This is a genomic window from Prosthecobacter fluviatilis, assembly GCF_055388355.1.
Genome location: NZ_AP043782.1, coordinates 2038679 through 2056104 on the forward strand (window position 1 = coordinate 2038679; position 17426 = coordinate 2056104).

At 63.0% G+C, this 17426-nt stretch carries 11 protein-coding genes; 6 read left to right on the forward strand and 5 right to left on the reverse strand.

Features of this window, described 5'->3' with window-relative positions; translation table 11 throughout:
* The first annotated feature begins 162 nt into the window (after positions 1 to 162).
* The 3 genes from ACZ5WW_RS07890 to ACZ5WW_RS07900 all read left to right on the forward strand — a co-directional run bounded on the left by ACZ5WW_RS07890 (position 163) and on the right by ACZ5WW_RS07900 (position 7234).
* Positions 163 to 906 (forward strand): sigma-70 family RNA polymerase sigma factor, encoded by a 744-nt coding sequence (locus ACZ5WW_RS07890; RefSeq protein ID WP_377165442.1) that lies wholly within the window; start codon positions 163 to 165, stop codon positions 904 to 906.
* A 93-nt stretch (positions 907 to 999) separates the two neighbouring features.
* Complete coding sequence (locus ACZ5WW_RS07895; RefSeq protein WP_377165440.1) at positions 1000 to 5604, forward strand: bifunctional serine/threonine-protein kinase/formylglycine-generating enzyme family protein; 4605 nt, start codon at positions 1000 to 1002, stop codon at positions 5602 to 5604.
* Positions 5605 to 5659: 55 nt separating this feature from the next.
* Entirely contained in the window at positions 5660 to 7234 is a 1575-nt protein-coding gene (locus ACZ5WW_RS07900) for a formylglycine-generating enzyme family protein (protein WP_464694229.1), read from the forward strand.
* A 70-nt stretch (positions 7235 to 7304) separates the two neighbouring features.
* Here ACZ5WW_RS07900 and ACZ5WW_RS07905 read toward each other — a convergent pair whose 3' ends face one another.
* The 3 genes from ACZ5WW_RS07905 to ACZ5WW_RS07915 form a co-directional block, all read right to left on the reverse strand.
* Positions 7305 to 8726 carry a DUF1501 domain-containing protein gene (locus ACZ5WW_RS07905; RefSeq protein WP_377165436.1) on the reverse strand — a complete coding sequence of 474 codons (1422 nt, stop codon included), beginning with the start codon at positions 8724 to 8726 and terminating at the stop codon, positions 7305 to 7307.
* A gap of 137 nt (positions 8727 to 8863) precedes the next feature.
* A complete protein-coding gene (locus tag ACZ5WW_RS07910) occupies positions 8864 to 9307 on the reverse strand; it encodes a PH domain-containing protein (RefSeq protein WP_377165434.1) in 444 nt (147 codons plus the stop codon).
* 22 nt (positions 9308 to 9329) lie between these two features.
* Complete coding sequence (locus ACZ5WW_RS07915; protein WP_377165432.1) at positions 9330 to 11054, reverse strand: DUF4407 domain-containing protein; 1725 nt, start codon at positions 11052 to 11054, stop codon at positions 9330 to 9332.
* Positions 11055 to 11136: 82 nt separating this feature from the next.
* Here ACZ5WW_RS07915 and ACZ5WW_RS07920 point away from each other — a divergent pair, with 82 nt between their 5' ends.
* Positions 11137 to 11826 carry a GNAT family N-acetyltransferase gene (locus tag ACZ5WW_RS07920; protein ID WP_377165430.1) on the forward strand — a complete coding sequence of 230 codons (690 nt, stop codon included), beginning with the start codon at positions 11137 to 11139 and terminating at the stop codon, positions 11824 to 11826.
* Positions 11827 to 11860: 34 nt separating this feature from the next.
* Here ACZ5WW_RS07920 and ACZ5WW_RS07925 read toward each other — a convergent pair whose 3' ends face one another.
* Entirely contained in the window at positions 11861 to 13528 is a 1668-nt protein-coding gene (locus tag ACZ5WW_RS07925) for a hypothetical protein (protein WP_377165428.1), read from the reverse strand.
* 173 nt (positions 13529 to 13701) lie between these two features.
* Here ACZ5WW_RS07925 and ACZ5WW_RS07930 point away from each other — a divergent pair, with 173 nt between their 5' ends.
* Positions 13702 to 14973, forward strand: a complete 1272-nt coding sequence (locus tag ACZ5WW_RS07930; protein WP_377165426.1) for a putative Na+/H+ antiporter — start codon at positions 13702 to 13704, stop codon at positions 14971 to 14973.
* A gap of 72 nt (positions 14974 to 15045) precedes the next feature.
* Here ACZ5WW_RS07930 and ACZ5WW_RS07935 read toward each other — a convergent pair whose 3' ends face one another.
* On the reverse strand, positions 15046 to 15993 hold the full coding sequence (locus ACZ5WW_RS07935) for a class I SAM-dependent methyltransferase (RefSeq protein ID WP_377165424.1): 948 nt from the start codon (positions 15991 to 15993) through the stop codon (positions 15046 to 15048).
* 140 nt (positions 15994 to 16133) lie between these two features.
* On the opposite strand from ACZ5WW_RS07935, the gene ACZ5WW_RS07940 reads away from it, so the two are divergent.
* On the forward strand, positions 16134 to 17414 hold the full coding sequence (locus ACZ5WW_RS07940) for a glycosyltransferase (RefSeq protein ID WP_377165421.1): 1281 nt from the start codon (positions 16134 to 16136) through the stop codon (positions 17412 to 17414).
* The last annotated feature ends 12 nt before the right edge of the window (positions 17415 to 17426 follow it).

A 17426-nucleotide genomic window follows, 5' to 3' on the forward strand; every position in this document is an offset into this window, starting at 1 on the left:
GGAGCCAGGAACACGGACCAACGCAGGAACGGCGCATCAGATGCGCAGAACAGGCCCGTTTGAGAAGCCAGGCTTTTCGAGATCTGGTCAAAGAGTCTCCTGCGACTTTTCAACGGCGGGTTGAGGTTGTTTCGATAAAACTGTCTGCCATCATCGGCGTTGATGAGCCTTCCTTTGTCACGTCCGCACAGCCCGCCTCAGACGTCGTTCTGTTTTCATACCACGCGGTGGTCTCACGTGTGCCGGGCGCAGGCGGATTCTGAAGATGGCAAACGCGCATTGGCGGACCTCTGCGATGCTTACTATGAGCCGGTGGTGTCATGGCTGCGGTGCGAGCTGCGCGATGCCGACGCCGCGCGTGAGGCAAGCCATGCGTTCTTCGCCTACCTGCTGGGCAGCGAAACACCGCTGGCGGCAGATCGCCAGCGCGGCAGGTTCCGCTCCTACCTTCTGGGGGCGGTGAAACACTTCCTTTCAAATCACCGCGCTTTGGGGCAGAGCATCAAGCGCGGCGGCGGCCTGACGTGGTCAGCATTGGAAAATGATGAAACACGGGCCGTGGCGGATGCCACGCAGCCTTCCCCAGACGCCGCGTTTGACCGCCAGTGGGCGCTGACGCTGCTGGGTCTCACTCTGGAAGGGTTGCGGCAGGAATGCGCGGCTGAAGGCCGGGCGCTGGAATTTGACAAACTGCAGCCCTGGCTCACCGGCGACGCGGATCATGGAGACCAGGGCGCGCTGGCCGTGGAACTCGGGATGAACCTCAATTCATTGAAGTCGCAGATCCGCCGGCTGCGTTCCCGCTTCCGCACACTGCTCAAGCTTCAGATCGCGGCGACTTTGAATGAGGGCGGCTCGGTGGAGGAGGAGATGGCCGTGCTGCTGGCCACACTGCGTCCGGGATGAGATGAGACGCATGAAAATGCGGCACGCGATTTGCGCAAAAAAAATTTTCGTGTTTTGAGGCAACTGTTTTTGGCCAAATCGTCAGTTCCAGGCATGAGCGATCATTTTGCCCCCTCCCACAGAACCTGCCCGCAATGCCAGGCCGAGGTGCCCGAAGACGGCACCAACGGCCTGTGCCCGGCGTGCCTGCTGCAGGAGGCCATGAAGCCCACGGAGGCAAAGACTCCCACCGAGCCAAAGAAACGCTGGGAGCCGCCCCAGGCAGACGATTTGTCAAAGCTGCTCCCACAGTATGAGATCACCCGCATGCTGGGCCGGGGCGGCATGGGCGCGGTGTATCAGGGCAGGCAGAAGTCTCTGGACCGCGCGGTTGCCATCAAAATCCTCTCTCACGATCTCGATTCGGCAGATGCCAGCTTCGCCGAGCGCTTCAAGAACGAGGCGCGCGCCATGGCCCGCCTCAGCCACCCGGGCATCGTGGCCGTGTATGATTCCGGGGAGACCTCAGACGGACTGCTCTACATTGTGATGGAGTTCATCGAAGGCACGGATGTGGCCCGCATGATGGCCGCGAACGGCCGCCTGCACTCGAACGAAGCCATGGCCATCACCGCGCATGTGTGCGATGCACTCTCCTACGCGCATGAGCGCGGCATCGTCCATCGCGACATCAAGCCGGCCAACATCATGATCGGCTACAACGGTGTGGTAAAGGTGGCAGACTTCGGCCTCGCCAAGATGGTGCAGGAGGACAAGGCCGGTCTCACGCAGAGCGGCATGGCCATGGGCACTCTCTACTACATGGCACCGGAGGCGCTCATGCTCGGCGCAGGCGTGGACCACCGGGCGGACATCTATGCCGTGGGCGTCATGCTCTACCAGATGCTCACCGGCAAGCTGCCGCAGGGCATGTTTGAGCTGCCTTCCATGCAGATCCCCGGCCTGGACCCACGCTATGACGGCATCGTCGCCAAGGCCCTGCGGGAAGACCGCGAACTGCGCTACGCCAACACGCAGGACATGCGGCATGATCTCGATGCCCTACTCACCCAACCGGTGACGAAGGCGCAGGAGAATGACGTAAAACCACCCCCAGCGCTGGATACCCAGGCACGCCCCCAGCGCCCCAGCGGCCAGCCCTACCGCCCTCAGCGGCCCCAGGTGCCAGCAGGTCCCACCATCCCCCTGCATCGGGAAAAGGAAAAAAAGAGCTCCCCTCTGCTCTGGGTCATGCTGGTCGCCCTGCTCGCCACGGGCGCATGGCTGGTAGGGAAGCGTCCTTGGGAAACTGCCCCTGCCAGCAAGACCGCGGCAGCGCCCAAGCCACAGCCCCAGTGGATCAATCTGCTCGGAGACGATCCCACCAAGCTCATGGAGTTCGATGCGTCGGCAGATCGACCAAGCGGCTTGGTCTTGATGCCGCCCAACCCTGGCGATCAGAACCCCCGCTACAAAGTGCAAAGCGGCGTGGAGATCTACACCAAGACCATGCACAAAAACGGCGTGTTGCGCGCACGCATCTCCGGCACCGGAGAAAACTGTCCCTACATGATGGTCCGCCACCGGGATCATTTGCATCACGTGAAGGGCTCTGCGTTTCGAGGGGTGGCTGTCCTCTCCATTGCCAACGGGGGCAGCATCACCTTCGCGCAAGGAGTGGCGGCAGCCCACCCGCCACCGTTTGAGATCGAGCTGCGTGTGGACGGCCATGAATACACTCTTCTCAAAGACGGTGTGTTGGCAGCACATGGCTTTGATGACATGTATGAGAGCGGTCACGTGGGCGTGCGGCTGTTCGGCGGGATGACTGTGGAAAAGCTGGAATATCTGGATGTGGGCGAGGGGCATCTCTCGGATGTGCAGCCCCCGCTGCCTGAACCCAAAGTGCTTGCTGTGCCTGCCCTCGCGGCAACCTCCCGCGAGATAGCGGGCGCCGGCCCATGGCGTCCGCTGCTGCAGGAAAAACCGCAGATCATCGAGCGTCTGGACATCAGAGACTCCCCCGCCACTCCAGGGTGGAAGATGATGCAGCAAGGCTTCATGCCCGTCATCGAAGGCAGCAATGTGGCGCTGCGGCTGCGCGCGCGGGGCCGTTACATCCAATTCGTATCCCACTGGAGCGAGACTCCAGAAAAGGGCATCCATGGCCACCTTCTCAGCCTGGCGCCGGAGCGGCCATCGGAAACCATGACCCGCCTGCTCGGGGGCTGGATCGACAGAGTCTCCTCTGTAAACGGAGTGGTGCAGCCCACCCCCAACATTCGCGCCCAGCCAGACGGCCCGCCGTCCGCCTTCGATGTGGTGATTGGAAAGGACTATGAGTTGGAGCTGCGCTCCTGGGACGACCGCCTGGAGCTTTTAGTGGATGGCAAACTGGTCAAGGCGGTGCGTGACATCAGCCTGCCGGGGAAGGTGCTGGCGCTGTATCCCGCTCTCCCTTTTGAGTTCAAGGATCTTGAATGGCGGCAGCTCACACCTGCGGGTGCGGTTTCTGCCACACCTGCTGGTGCTGCTCCGGCCGGATCTGCGCCACTGCCTGCATCCACCACGGGCATGGAACTCGTGGTGGAGGCCGACTTCGCCCAGCCGCTGCCCCACTTCCGCGATGCCAAGTCCCCCCATCTCGAAATGAAGTGGCAGGATCAAAGCTACCGCATGACGGCCATGGACAAAGCCATCTGGTGGCCCGGCCTGCCCCTGCTCAGCCAGTTGAGAATGACCGACTTCGTCTGCGAGGCAGAGTTCCGCATGCCACGCTCCGCGAATGGCAAATGGGGCATCGGGCTGCACGTCCCACAGAAGATGCCGTGGATCGGCGTCGGCATGACTTCCCAAGGTCGGGTGGACGTGTTCCGCTACGACGAAAAATTCATCGTGCCCCCCACCGTCACCACGGCCCACCCCGCCGGTGCAGACGCCTGGGACACCCTGCGGATGGAGGCTGTGGGCAGTCGCCTGCGTGTGTTTGTCAACGGGCTCCATGTGGCAGATGCAGACACCACCGGCCTCCCCAGCCCGCATGGGCTGAACCTCTTCATGGGCACCCCCGGGCCCGGCCTTGAGGTCTGGTTCCGGCGTCTGCGCGTCTGGCAGCCGGCGTCCACCACGCCCCCGCCAACCGCTCCCGTCAAGATGGACACCGGCGGACTGTGGCGCTCTCTTCTCGCAGACAAGCCGGAGATCATCCAGCACCTGAAAATCACCGACTCCACCACACCGGGTTGGAAGGTGATGCAGAACGGTTTCATGCCCGTCATCGAAGGCCCAAATGTGGCGCTGCGGATGCGTGCTCGTACCCGTGAGATGCAGCTCGTCTCCCACTGGGGCCAGACTGCAGAGCAGGGCATCTACGGCCACCTCTTCACCCTTGGGTTGGATGCTACGCATACCAACACGACACGCATTTTCGCCCGGTGGATCGAAAATGTGTCTGTCATCAACGGCCTGCTCCAGCCCAGAGGCGACCAGCCCAAGACCGACGGCCCCCCGCCTGTGCTCGAGGTACCTGCCGGGCAGGACTTTGAGCTGGAGCTGCGCTCTTGGGCAGACCGCCTGGAGCTATGGGTGGGTGGCAGGCTCATGAAGGAGTCACGCGGCATCACGCTGCCGGGGCATGTGGTGGCCCTGTACCCCGCCACCTCCTTTGAATTTAAGGATCTTGAGTGGCGGTCGCTGCCAGCCCCAGCCGCTCCATCCGCTGCCACCTCCCCGACCACGCCCCAGCTATGGACAGACCGCGCAGGCAGCAAAATGCGGGCGGCATTTGTGCGGCTGGAGCAGGACAGAGTCGTGTTCAGCATCTCAGGCAAGGAAACCATCGTGATGCTGCACACGCTTTCAGACGAAAGCCAGAACCAGGCACGCATGCTCGGCGCAGCCCAGGCCAGGTCAGCCCCTGTCGTAACCGCAACTCCGCCCCCCGCATCCCCGGCTACCGCTTCTGCCCCTGCCACAGCCCCACCTCCTCCAAGCCGGAAGGTCGGCCCCGTCGTCTTCGTCAACAGCCTCGGCATGACCTTTGTAGACGTCCCCGGCACGAAGGTGCAGTTCTGCACCCATGAGACACGCTTCCGTGATTTCATGACGTACGCCAACACACGGCGTCTCAGCTCCTCCGCTCCTTGGACCAATCAGACCTACGGCGGGCACTCCCTCGGCGGGCCCGCGCCAGACCACCCGGTGGTCCACGTCACTCCCGAAAACGCGCAGTCCTTCTGCACCTGGCTGAGCCTGAAGGAAGGCCGCACCTACCGCCTGCCCACGGATGCGGAATGGACCGCCGCAGTCACCGCACGCCCCGCCACCGGGCCGGATGCCAAGAAGCCCGCCCCCCGCTTCCCCTGGGGCAGCGAGTGGCCTCCCCCGCGCGGCGCAGGCAACTACAGCGACGAAAGCTACCACCGCCTGCGCCCGAAAGACCCCTACCTCCCACGCTACGAGGATGGCTACCCCACCACCGCCCCCGTACAAAGCTACACCGCCAATGCCGTCGGCCTGTACGATCTCGGCGGCAATGTGTGGGAATGGGTCTCCCTTCCAGCCACCGTGGACGCTCAAGGCGGACCGCGGGAAAACTTCGCCCTGCGCGGCGCATCCTTCCTGCACAATGACCAGGACTTCCTGCTGAGCTCCCGACGGCTGGAAAACATCTACAGCGGCGAAGCCGACCGCGGCTTCCGCATCGTCCTGGAAAAGTAAACCCACGCGCAAGGCAGGGGAGCCAACACCTGCCCCCCGTAACCCTGTGCCACGCATGCCCAAGAACCAAAAACCAAGATCCAAGAACCTCACCATGCCCACCCCACCCACACTCCCCACTCTCTTCCGGTCACTCGCCCTGGCCAGCCTCATCCTCCCGGTATCCGCCGGAGCACAGACCGTGCTCTCCCTGCCGGAGATCATCATCACCTCATTTCGCGGCCGCATCACCACCGGCAAGACGGACACCAGTGGCACCTCCACCGTGTTGCCAGAGCCGGCTGCCGGGCAGCCGTTTCAGCCAGCCCACCTCAGCCCCGGCACGCGGCTGGATGTGGGCTATACCAGCGCCAGCCATGCTGTGGTATCACTGCCCGGAGTAGGCGGCTGCGTGCTCAGCTCCGGTGCCTCCCTGCGCCTCCCTGTGGCCGGTGAGAATGGCATGACGATCACCTTCGACCGCCACATCAGCGGCACGCCCACGCTCTTCCTCAGCATCAATGCGGCAGAAATGGCCAAGAAAGGCGGCGCAGTGTTCCGCTTCAAAAACAAGTTCAAGTCAAACTCAGGAGAAGGCGTGCCCACAGCCAACGTGGTGTGCACCACCCTGGGCGGGCGTTTTTTCATGACGGACAGCCAGGGTCTCCAGCTCAAAGAAGGAGAACCCAGCGTGGGAGCCTGCACCGTGGGCGTCTTTGAGGGTAGCCTCACCGTGGAGGAAGTGAGCGCAGGAAAAAAACTCGAGCTCAAGCCCGGCCAGGTGCTGACGATCCAGCCCGGAGACCTGGGCCCGCCCCGCAAGCCCACGAAGCAGGAGGAAGCCTATGACCTCGGCTGCAAGCTGGCCGCTCTCGGGCGCGAGGTCCCGGCGCGGCTGCCCACCACCATGAAGACCACCGCCCCCACCAACCTGCCCGGCACCAAAGTGAACAGCCTCGGCATGGTCTTTCTCCCCGTGCCCGGCACCAAGATCCACATGTGCGTGCATGAAACCCGCTTCCAGGATTTTGCCCCCTACATCGCAGCCACTCCTCCGGCACACCCCAAACGGCTCCGGTATGACGTCCGCGCCCTGTGGGGCTGGGAAGACCATCCCGTGATGACCAACTGGGACGAAGCCAGCGCCTTCTGCGTCTGGCTAAGCCAAAAGGAGGGCAAAAAGTACCGCCTGCCCACAGACGAGGAATGGAGCCAGGCCGTCGGCATGGGTGCCAAGGAAAAGCGTGGCAAGGACAGCAACCCGGAGGAACTCAACAGAGCGGTGGCGGAGATCTACCCCTGGGGCACCGACTGGCCGCTTCCAGCCGGGGCGGGCAACTACGCCGACCTCAGCTACCTCAAGCACCATCTCATCTGGCATCAGCCTGACCAGGAAAACTACGACGACGGCTTCGCCGACACCGCGCCCGTCATGAGCTACAAGCCCAACAAACTTGGCCTCTACGACATGGGCGGCAACGTGGCCGAATGGTGTGAAGACTGGTACAACTCCAAGCGCGATGTGCGCGTGACCCGCGGCGGAAACTATTACTTCAACGCACGCTACATGCTGAGGGCCGGCGCCCGCCAGGGCCGCCGCCCAGAAGACTTGAGCGGCATCGGCTTCCGGGTGGTGCTGGAACAGCCGTGACCCCTCGATGTGCTCAGTGCAGCGGCCCCAATTGAGGCGTGAAAGGAAGCCTGCGAGAAGCAGAAACCTCTCACGCCATCACACCCTTCACCACTTCCCCCGCCACATCCGTGAGCCGGAAATCACGCCCGGCGTAACGGTAGGTAAGTTTCAAATGATCCAGCCCCAGCAGGTGCAGGATCGTCGCATGCAGGTCGTGAATATGTACCTTATCCACAGCGGCGTAATAGCCGTAGTCGTCCGTGGCGCCATAGGCCGTGCCCGGTTTGCTGCCGCCACCGGCCAGCCACATGGTAAAGCCGTGCGGATTGTGGTCGCGGCCATCGCTGCCCTGCGCCACCGGCGTGCGGCCAAATTCGCCGCCCCACACCACCAGCGTGTCATCCAGCAGCCCGCGGGACTTCAGATCAGCCAGCAGGCCCGCGATGGGTTTGTCCACTTCCGCCGCGTTTTTCGTGTGCCCCTTGAGCAGATCGCTGTGCTGGTCCCACTGCACAAAGCTGTCGCTGTGCGTCACTTGCACAAAGCGCACGCCGCGCTCGGCAAAGCGCCGCGCCATCAGGCACTGGCGGCCAAAATTCGCCGTCACCGGGTCATCGAGGCCGTACATCTTGCGCGTGGCCTCCGTCTCGCCCGAAATGTCCTGCAGCTCAGGCATGGTGGACTGCATGCGGTAGGCCAGCTCAAAGGAGTTGATGCGTGCCTCCAGCGCCGCATTCGCCCCTGCCTGCTCCAGGTGCGAGTGGTTCATCTGAGACACGAGATCCAGCTGCGCGCGCTGCATCTCCGGGGAGACCATCTTGTTGTGAATATGTCGCACCACCGCCTGCTCGGCAGGGATGCTGGCATTTCCCAGCGGTGTCCCCTGGCAGTGCGCAGGCAGGAAGGCGGAGCCCCAGTTGTTCACACCACCGTGTGCCAGCGTCGGGCAGATGGTGATGAAGGCCGGCAGGTCGGTATTTTCCGTGCCCAGACCGTAGCTCACCCAGGAGCCAAGGCTCGGCCGCACAAAGGTGTCGCTGCCGGTGTGCAGCTTAAGCAGAGCGCCGCCGTGCGCCGGATTCGTGCCGTGCATGGAGCGGATGACGCAGAGGTCGTCCACATGCTTCGCCACATGGGGAAAAAGATCGCTCACAGGCAGGCCGCTCTGGCCATACTGGCGGAACTTCCATGGAGAGCGCAGCAGATTGCCCGTCTCCGCAAATTTCACGCGAGGCAGCGCAAAAGGCGGCGGCTTGCCGTTGTCACGGTCCAGCAGCGGCTTCGGGTCAAAGGTGTCCACCTGCGAGGGACCGCCCTTCATCAGCAGAAAGATCACGCGCTTGGCCCGGGCCGGAAAATGCGGCTGCTTCGGTGCCAGCGGGTCCACCACTGCCGCTTTGGCAGCTTCCAGTCCCAGAACACCTTGCAACGCCAGATAGCCAAAGCCCGCGCAGGAGCTGCGCAGCATCTCACGACGGCTGAAATACGGCAATGGAGACGGGGTTTTCATCACTGCACATACCTACGCACAAACCACGCCAGCTCTTGCTGGCCAAGTGCACAGGCACTCACCTCTGCCAGTCCGCGTCCGAGCCTATGTCCCGCCCGCTCCTCCACGGCATGCAGTCTTCTGTCACGCCGTCGGCCTCATGACTTCAGCACGCCTTGAAGGTTCGGGCTGAGTTTGCATTGGGAACGGCACGATATTTCATCCATAAGTTCGGGCAGATCATCAAACTGGTCGCTGGAGGTAAACACCAGCGTCCGGCCCTTCCCCTTGATGAAAACACAATGCGCGAGACGGTTCCAGACCATCTCATCAATATCCCCCCACGGGATCAGCCGGCTTGACCGCAGGCGTGAGACCACGAGCCCCTCATCTGTCACCTGATAGCGATTGAGCCCCGTCCTCCAATAAAGCCATCCGACAAACAGTGCCAGCACAGTACAGACCACGGCGAAGGCAACGCGCCCTTCCGTGCCGCCGCGAAACACCGGCTCGGCACTCACCCGGTAAATCATCCAGCCCATGAAAATCGGAAAACCAGGACCGATCAAATGCACGATAGGCGAGTGTCGGTAGCTCTTCATCGGCACAGCAGGTGAATCCACCTCACGCACGGCCCGAGGCCGGGGTAGTCCTGCGGCGGCGGTCTTCGTCGCTGAAGTAGGTCTGCATGCGCTCGCGCAGGTCGGCGTAGAAATTGCGGGACATCTCCTCCAGCACCTCCGCCGTGTGGGAGACTCCGCTCTTGGCAGCCAGCTCGCGCGCCACGCGGTTTTTCTCCTCAAACTCACGCTCCAGATCCATGAGATAAACGAGGAACTCCTTGGCGGAGCGTGCACCGTCCACACCGGTGACGAGCGCGCGCTCCAGCGGCTTGTTCCTCGTGAGGTTCAGCACCTTGCTCTCGCTCAGCTCCTTCATCTGGCGGCTGAAGCCCTCCAGGTAGGCCTTGCGCTCGCCATCGTAGAGGCGCTCCTCACGGTCCAGCAGCGTGTCGTAGGGGCCGGGCTTGGAGAAGAACTTCACGATCAGCGGGATAGTGTCCACCAGCATGAAGAGCAGCGTCAGCACCAGATACGCCACCAGCGCAAACCTGCCGCCCTCGGCCCCCTGCTCAAAGAGCTCGTGCAGCGCCAGCGTCTGCGTCAGGATGTCCCGCCTCGGCTCCGCGCGGATACCGGAGATGCGCGTGTCCTCGTCCTTGATCAGCTGGCCGATCTCCGCATGCAGGTTCTTCTGCTGCAGCAGCAGCGCGTCAATCTGCGTCTTGAGCGTCTCGCGGATGGCGTTCTGCTGGGACACAAACTGGTCCGCCTGCTCCGTCTGCACCTTCTGCTTCAGCGCGGTGATGCGGTCCTGCTCCGCCTTGTTGCGTGCGGCTTCCTCCAGTGCTTTGGCGTCCAGTGCGGCATTGACGCCGTCTTCAGCGGCCTTGATCTCCGCCACCAGCACCACGCGGTTTTTCGTCATCGTGTCCAGCACACCGCTCAGGCGGGCGCTCTCCGCACGCCGCCATGTCAGCTGGTCTTCCTGGATGCTCTTCGCACGCGGCCCAAGGCCGATGATGCCGCTGCGCTGCCCGTTCACCTCGCGCTCAAACTCCGTCTGCCAGTGGTTCAGCTCTTCAGCGATCTTCTGGTAGTCCTGGCTCAGCTTGGCCATCTCGGCATCCAGCTTGGTCAGGCGTTCCTTGCCCGGCGCCACCGCCTCGGCGATCTTGCCTTCACGTTCCGCCTTCGCCGCCTTCTCGTCCTCCGTCAGAGGCTTCTCCACCGGCTTGCCGTTCTCATCCAGAAACTTCGCATTGAAGGTCGCATTCCAGTTCTCGCGCTGTTTGGCGATGTCTGTCTCCAGCGTCACCAGCCGTGCCTCCACGGCGGCCTTCTGCTGCTTGGCGGTTTCACGTGCGGCCTCGATCTCGCCCTGCCGGTGCTTTTCCACCACGGAGGTGATCGTGTCTTTAAACAGCAGCAGCGTCAGGGGGTGGGAAATCGTGATGCCCATCAGCGCCGCCACCACCATGCGCAGGGAAAACTGCGCCGCCTTGCGGAAGATGGACTGGTAGGCGCGGTACGTGGCCAGCAGCGCGCGGTCCACCGTCAGGATGATGAAGGACCACACCAGCGACACCGGCGCGATGATCATCCAGTTGTCCGTGAGCGTGCTCAGCGCATACGCGCAGGCGATGATGGCAAAGGTGGAGGGCACCAGCACCGTCGCGCCAAAGGCCACATACTTCCGCCGCTCCCATGCCGGGCAGTCATCGAGGTTGTCGGAGGAGGCTGAGGAGAGCCAGAAGAAAACGCGTTCGATGCGCTGGAGGAGGTTCATGGGCGTGTGGGGCTGCCAGATTTGGAGTGTGCGGGCGCGCGTGGGATTGTCAATCTGCGCGAATGGATTATTGAGACCTCCTATGACGCCAGCACTCGACGATGCATTCATCTGCGATTCCGTTCCTGCGGAAGTCATGGACCAGGTGTGGGCGGCAGGCTGGCGGCATTTTGGCCGTTACTTCTTTCGCTACAGCACCCAACTGGCCCCCGCTGGCGGGCTGCAGACCATCACGCCCCTGCGCATCCATCTGGAGTCCTGCTCCTTCAGCAAAAGCCAGCGCCGTGTGCTCAGCAAGAACACCGGCCTCCGCACCGAGATCTCCCCCGCCGCCCTCGACCCGGAGCTGCGCGCCCTCTTCCAGCGGCACAAGCAGCGCTTCACCCACAACATCCCGGAAACCCTCGAAACCTTTCTCGGCCCAGACCCCGCCCACGGCCCCTGCGAGTGCCGCATGCTCCGCGTGTTTGACGGCCACCGGCTCATCGCCGCCAGTTTTTTCGACGTCGGCCAGCAGGCCGCCTCCAGCATCTACGGCATCTTTGAGCCCGAATGCTCCAAACGCAGCCTCGGCATCTACACCCTGCTGCTGGAGATCCGGCACTGCCGGGAGGCGGGGCTCCGCTGGCTCTACCCCGGCTACGCCACCCGCGAGCCCAGCGTGTATGATTACAAGAAGCAGTTTCGTGGCACCCAGTATCTCGACTGGGTCGCCGCCGCCTGGCTGCCTCTGGCCCCGGCGCTGGAAAATCCGGCCAGAGGCGAGCCATAGCCGCACGAGCGCCCAGCGGGTGGGAGCAGCTTTTTCATGCCAAGGCAGGCTCTCCCTTGTGCAGCGTGAGCTGGTTGTACGGCAGATTCCAGCTGTTCAGATTGCAGGCGTCCACACACAGTCTCTGGATCGCACGTTTCAGCGAGGAGTACCGCTGCGCCACCTCGCCTGAAAAATCTGCAAGAACCGTGTAGTTCAGCGAAGATTTTCCCGCCTCAGACAGCTCCACGCTCACGTTTTTGAGATGCTCCACGCCGATGAGGCTGCGCAGTTCGCGCTCAAGGTGCGCCCTGAGCTTCTGCGGCACCTCGGTGGTGCTGATGCCCTGATGGCGGTAATCAATGCCGAAGATGGTGCGGACACGGAAGCTCTTCGTGAGATTTTCCGGGCACAGCTTCAGAAACATCTGGGTCGGGTACGTGCGGCGGCTGCCCCCCAGCAGCACCAGTTGCACCCAGTCCGGAGTTTGCGTCACCACTTTGCCGTGCGTGCCATCGCTCAGGCACACCCATTCATCGGTCGCACACGGAAACCAGGACTCATCCTCGTCAGGCCGGGAGACCAGCGTCGTCAGCTCACGCAGCGGCAGCCGGATGTGCCCGCCGTCCAGCGCCGGGTTGCGCAGCTCTGAAAAGACACCCACGCTCCGCACCTCCCATGGCAGCCCGTTGTAAACCACCCGCTCTCCCTCTCGCACAGAGCCCAGATTCAGCAGCAGTTTCACCTGCTCATAGACCACCGGCAGCGTCTGCTTTCCCGTCCAAGCTATGCCGATGAGGAACATCACCGCCAGCCCCAGCAGCACCCAGTCGCCCGCCAGGTAAAAAACCAGCAGCACCGCAAACACCGAGAGCAGCAGGCTCAGGCCATGATAGCCCACCGCCGCGACGCGTACACTGAATGAGCGGTTCTTGCGCTTCAGTGCGGGCAGCCTGCTCAGGCGCCTCCAGAGCAGGCGCATGCCTCCAAAAATCAGCAGGCTGATCAAGCAGGCCAGCATCAGGTTTCTTCCGCGTTGCCGGACAAAGCCCGCAGCCACATCCCTCAGTGTCCCGAGCGTGCCGCCGCGTTTCACCTCCAGCTCCTCCAGCTTAAACTCGGCCACGGCCAGCTCCGTCTCCACGTCATTCTGCCGTTTCTTCCACTGTATCAGCAGCTCACCCAGCAGCGGTTTGAGAGTCGGGTCCGTCGCCAGCTTCATCTGCCCCTCCAGATTTTTCTGCGCCGTGCTGGCCAGTTGCTGACGCTGCTGCAAGGCCGCCAGTTGCCGGCGCAAACCTTCCACCTCCCGTGGCGAAGCGGTGAGCTGCCTGAGCTCCTGGATGATGGGCAGCAGCAGCTCACGCGTCTCCTGCTGCAGGTTCAGTTCCAGCCCCTCAGGCGCGGCAAATGTTTGCGGCTCGACTCCCGTCGCCACCCGCTCCAGATCCTTCATCAGGGCTTCCCGCTTGGCGCTAAGCCCCAGCGCCCGCTCTTGCAGTCTGGTCTCTTCATCCTCGGGCAGCTTCGCCTTCAGCAGCGCACGCACAGCCTTCATCTCCTCGTCCACCTGCCGAAACGATTCGGCCAGTGCGCTCAGCGCGACCTCAGAGCGCCCATTTCCCCCGGTTGCTGCCGCCGTCGGCTGCGCCTTGGCATTGGCCATCGCTAGGCAAAGAAAGGCCGCCATCCACCTGACCGGCGCTGTTTTTGGAAAAGTCATCCACATGGTCACCTGTCCAGCTTATGCGGTTGGCGGCACGTTCACAAATCATAAAGCTCCCGGCAGTCCAGCCGTCCCGTCTGCCGCCCATTGCGCAGTAATGTACGACAAAACCGGTTGCGCCAGTTACTGCTTGTTTGCCCTCATCTGCCAAAGCCTGAAAGACCCACAGCATGACCGCTACCCACGTCGAAATCCTCGCCACCTCACTCTTTGCCCTCGCTGTTCTGCATACTTTTGCAGTCAAGCGCTTCGCCCACTGGGCCGCGCGGTATCCGGAAGGCTCCATCATGGAGAATATCCTCCATTTCCTGGCCGAGACCGAGGTGGTCTTCGGCCTTTGGGGAGCGGCGCTCTTCGCCGGAATCATCGCCATGAAGCACTCCCTTCATGACGCCGTGGCATACATCGACGGGCTGAATTTCACGGAGCCCAAGTTTGTCTTCGTCGTCATGGTCGTGGCGGCCACACGCCCTGTGGTGCAGCTGGCGGAGGCTTGCATCACTGGCCTCGCACGCCTGCTGCCATTAAAGACCAGCGTGGCCTACTACTTCGCCGCCCTGTCCTTCGGCACCTTGCTTGGTTCCTTCATCACCGAGCCTGCGGCCATGACGCTGATCGCCATCCTCCTCAAGCGCCGTTACTTCGACTGCGGCATCGGCCCGGGCCTCGCCTATGCCACGCTCGGCCTGCTGTTCGTCAACATCTCCATCGGCGGCACCCTCACGCACTTTGCCGCGCCACCTGTGCTCATGGTCGCTTCCAAGTGGCAGTGGGACACCTGGTTCATGCTCTCCCACTTTGGCTGGCGCGCCATCGCCAGTTGCATCGTCGCCACCGCGCTTGTCACCTTTATCTACCGTGCCGAGCTGGGACGTGTGGCAGTGCTGGAGCAGCCCGTGCGCCCCCTGCCCGCATGGCTCACAGCCCTGCATGTCGTCTTCCTGGCCCTCGTCGTCCTATTTGCACATCATCCGGACGTCTTTTTTGGCGTGTTCATGCTTTTCCTCGGCATCGTCAGCGCCACGCAGGAATACCAGGACCAGTTGCGCCTGCGTGAAGGCCTCCTCGTCGGCTACTTCCTCGCCGGACTGGTCACGCTCGGCTCGCTGCAGTCCTGGTGGCTTCAGCCCCTCATTGCCGGGCTCGATGGTGCCAGCATGTACTTCGGTGCCACCGGTCTCACCGCCCTCACCGACAATGCCGCCCTGACTTATCTCGGCTCCCTCGTCGAAGGCATCTCGCCAAAGCTCCAGTATGCCCTCGTTGCCGGAGCCGTCACAGGCGGCGGCCTCACCGTCATCGCCAATGCGCCCAATCCCGCCGGCATCGGCATCCTGCAAAGCTCCAAAGCCTTCAGCAACGAAGGCATCAGCCCCCTGCGGCTCTTCCTCGGCGCCCTGCTGCCGACCGGCATCGCCATCGCGTTCTTCTGGTTGGTCTGATTCCGGCAGACGGTGCCCAGCCCGATTTGATGACATTGTTTCCTGCCGCAGCAGCTTCGGTCAGCCCCCCCTTTACCGCCGGATATGCAAAAACAGGTTCACGCCTTCCGGCTCCCACATCACCTCGATGGAGTCCGCAGCCGCCCCCGCCTCCAGCGCCAGGGCACGCAGGTGGTCCCGCGTGCGGTGGTGCAGCACCCAGTCTCCCAGCAGCTCCATGTAGTCGCGGCTGGGGTTGTAGTCGGAGAAATTCCCCACCACCACCTCACCGCCGCGTTTCGTCACGGCCATCAGCGCCTTGAGCAGAAACACAAACGTGCGGTCCGTGAGGTAGTCAAACAGCCCGGCAGACCACACCAGCTCATACCCCCTGGCAGGCAGAAAGCGCAGCACATTGCGGTGGTAAAACTCCACCCGCTTGCCAAAGGGCGCGCACAGCTTCTTCGCCCGCTCGATGGCGTGGATCTCGGCGTCCACGCAGTCGAAAAACACCTCGCACTCGGGATTGTCCAGCACCCACTCACGCACGTCCCGGGCCGGACCGCTGGCCACGTTCAGCACATTCAGCGGCACCTTGGTGCGCCCGGCGGAGTGCGAATGCAGCAGCTGATGAAAGTAGGCCTTGCGGTTGCGCACCGCATTCGGGGCCGCCTGGGAGTGGAAATACAGGTCCCACCGCCTCAGATGCGGCTCCTGCGCGATCTGCAGCGTGTAGATGGCCTCGATGATCTCAAAGTCGCCGCTGTAGCCGTATTTCTTCCCCAGCGCCCGGGCCTGCATGGTGCCCTCCAGGTGGCGGCTGGTGATGTCGTGCGCGTAGCTGAGCACATCTTCTCGGGACACAAGCCCGGCGCGCACCGCATCTCCCAGATGCCGCAGGGCGCGGTTCACATGCGCATAGTCATTGGGCACCGGCCCTCCGCTGGCGATCATTCCCCGCAGCAGTTCATCGCACTCCATCAGCGGCGAGAGGTCGTTTCTGCGACCTGAATAACGTTCTTGAATGACAAAAGGCGGCATGCGCTGGGCGTGACAGATGAACACCTCAAAGGCGTAATTCCTTGATAATAAACCTTTCTTTATACTTCGGGAAGTAAAAATTTTGTCTCTCCCCTTTGGAAGCCCGCTTTACCTGATCGTGTGTCTTGATAGGGACTCCCATGCCCCCGCTCTCCTCGCCAGGCCCCGCTCGTCTCCGCATTTTATGGATTCGCGCCGGGGGCTGCCTGCCACTGACCTCCGGCGGGGTCATCTACTCCTACCACCTGCTCATGCATCTGGTAAAGCACTGCCATGTGCATGCCCTGGAGCTCCGCCGCGAGGAGCAAGAGACGCCGGACTCCGTGCCCTATGCGCACAAGCTGGAGTGCGTCCATGCCCGGCTTCTGGGCGACTGGTCGCCGCGCCGCTTCTTGCATTACATCGGGCCGGTGCTGCGCAATCTCTTCGCCTCGCGCAGGCCCTTCATCCACGCCTTCTTTGAAAACGCGGAGTTCAAGCAGCGCGTGCGGGAGCGCGTGCTGAGCGGCCAGTTTGACCTCGTTATTGCAGATGAGCTGGTCGTGGCGCCTGCTTTTGAAGGCTGGAAAGCAGAACGCCGCGTGCCCTCCATCCTGCTCCAGCACAATGTGGAGGCCAGCATCTGGAAGCGCATGACGCAGCTCCAGCGCAATCCCTTCATGTGGCTCTTCTACCAGGAGATGACCCGCCGCATGCGGCGGCAGGAGCCGCGGCTCTGCCAGCTCTTTGACGCCGTGCTGACCAACTCCACCTACGACGCCGACTGCTACCGCGAGGTCTTCCGCCTCCCGCATGTGCTGGGCAGTGTACTCCCCGGCACCCCTCCCAGCCAGAGCGAGCCCCCGCCTGCCGTCCTCCAGCAGCAGCCCGCCCCTTGGATCGCTTTTGTGGGCGCCATGAACTGGCCGCCCAACACCGACGCCGCCATCTGGTTCATGCAGGAGGTGCTGCCCCTCGTCCGCAAGACACGCCCTGACGTGCGTTTCCGCGTCATCGGGCACAAGCCGCCGCCCTCCTTCTACCAGCTCGCCGCCTCGCATACGGGCATCGAAATCACCGGCACCGTCCCTGCCGTGCTGCCCCTCCTGCGCGAGTGCACCGTGCAGGTGGTGCCGCTGCGGGCCGGGAGCGGCGTCAGGCACAAAATTCTCGAATCCATGGGAGCAGGCGTGCCCGTGGTCAGCACCACCATCGGGGCGGAGGGACTGTATCTCGAAGACGAGCGCGAGCTCCTCCTCGCCGATGACGCCCCCGCTCTCAGCGCCGCCATTCTCCGCCTGCTGGACGATCCCGCCCTGCGCAAAACCATCGCCGAAAACGCCTTCGCCCGCATCAATCGCGACTTCCTCTGGGAGCACAGCGGCGACAAGCTCCTGCAGTTCTGCCACACCGTTCTGCAAAAAAAACACGTTCGAGCGTAAAAAGCTCGCGTC

Excerpts from the sequence above, each read along its gene's own strand:
- ACZ5WW_RS07890 (WP_377165442.1), top strand. The coding sequence starts at position 163 with ATGAGCCTTCCTTTGTCACGTCCGCACAGCCCGCCTCAGACGTCGTTC.
- ACZ5WW_RS07895 (WP_377165440.1), top strand. The coding sequence starts at position 1,000 with ATGAGCGATCATTTTGCCCCCTCCCACAGAACCTGCCCGCAATGCCAG.
- ACZ5WW_RS07900 (WP_464694229.1), top strand. The coding sequence starts at position 5,660 with ATGCCCAAGAACCAAAAACCAAGATCCAAGAACCTCACCATGCCCACC.
- ACZ5WW_RS07905 (WP_377165436.1), bottom strand. The coding sequence starts at position 8,726 with ATGAAAACCCCGTCTCCATTGCCGTATTTCAGCCGTCGTGAGATGCTG.
- ACZ5WW_RS07910 (WP_377165434.1), bottom strand. The coding sequence starts at position 9,307 with ATGAAGAGCTACCGACACTCGCCTATCGTGCATTTGATCGGTCCTGGT.
- ACZ5WW_RS07915 (WP_377165432.1), bottom strand. The coding sequence starts at position 11,054 with ATGAACCTCCTCCAGCGCATCGAACGCGTTTTCTTCTGGCTCTCCTCA.
- ACZ5WW_RS07920 (WP_377165430.1), top strand. The coding sequence starts at position 11,137 with ATGACGCCAGCACTCGACGATGCATTCATCTGCGATTCCGTTCCTGCG.
- ACZ5WW_RS07925 (WP_377165428.1), bottom strand. The coding sequence starts at position 13,528 with ATGACTTTTCCAAAAACAGCGCCGGTCAGGTGGATGGCGGCCTTTCTT.
- ACZ5WW_RS07930 (WP_377165426.1), top strand. The coding sequence starts at position 13,702 with ATGACCGCTACCCACGTCGAAATCCTCGCCACCTCACTCTTTGCCCTC.
- ACZ5WW_RS07935 (WP_377165424.1), bottom strand. The coding sequence starts at position 15,993 with ATGCCGCCTTTTGTCATTCAAGAACGTTATTCAGGTCGCAGAAACGAC.
- ACZ5WW_RS07940 (WP_377165421.1), top strand. The coding sequence starts at position 16,134 with ATGCCCCCGCTCTCCTCGCCAGGCCCCGCTCGTCTCCGCATTTTATGG.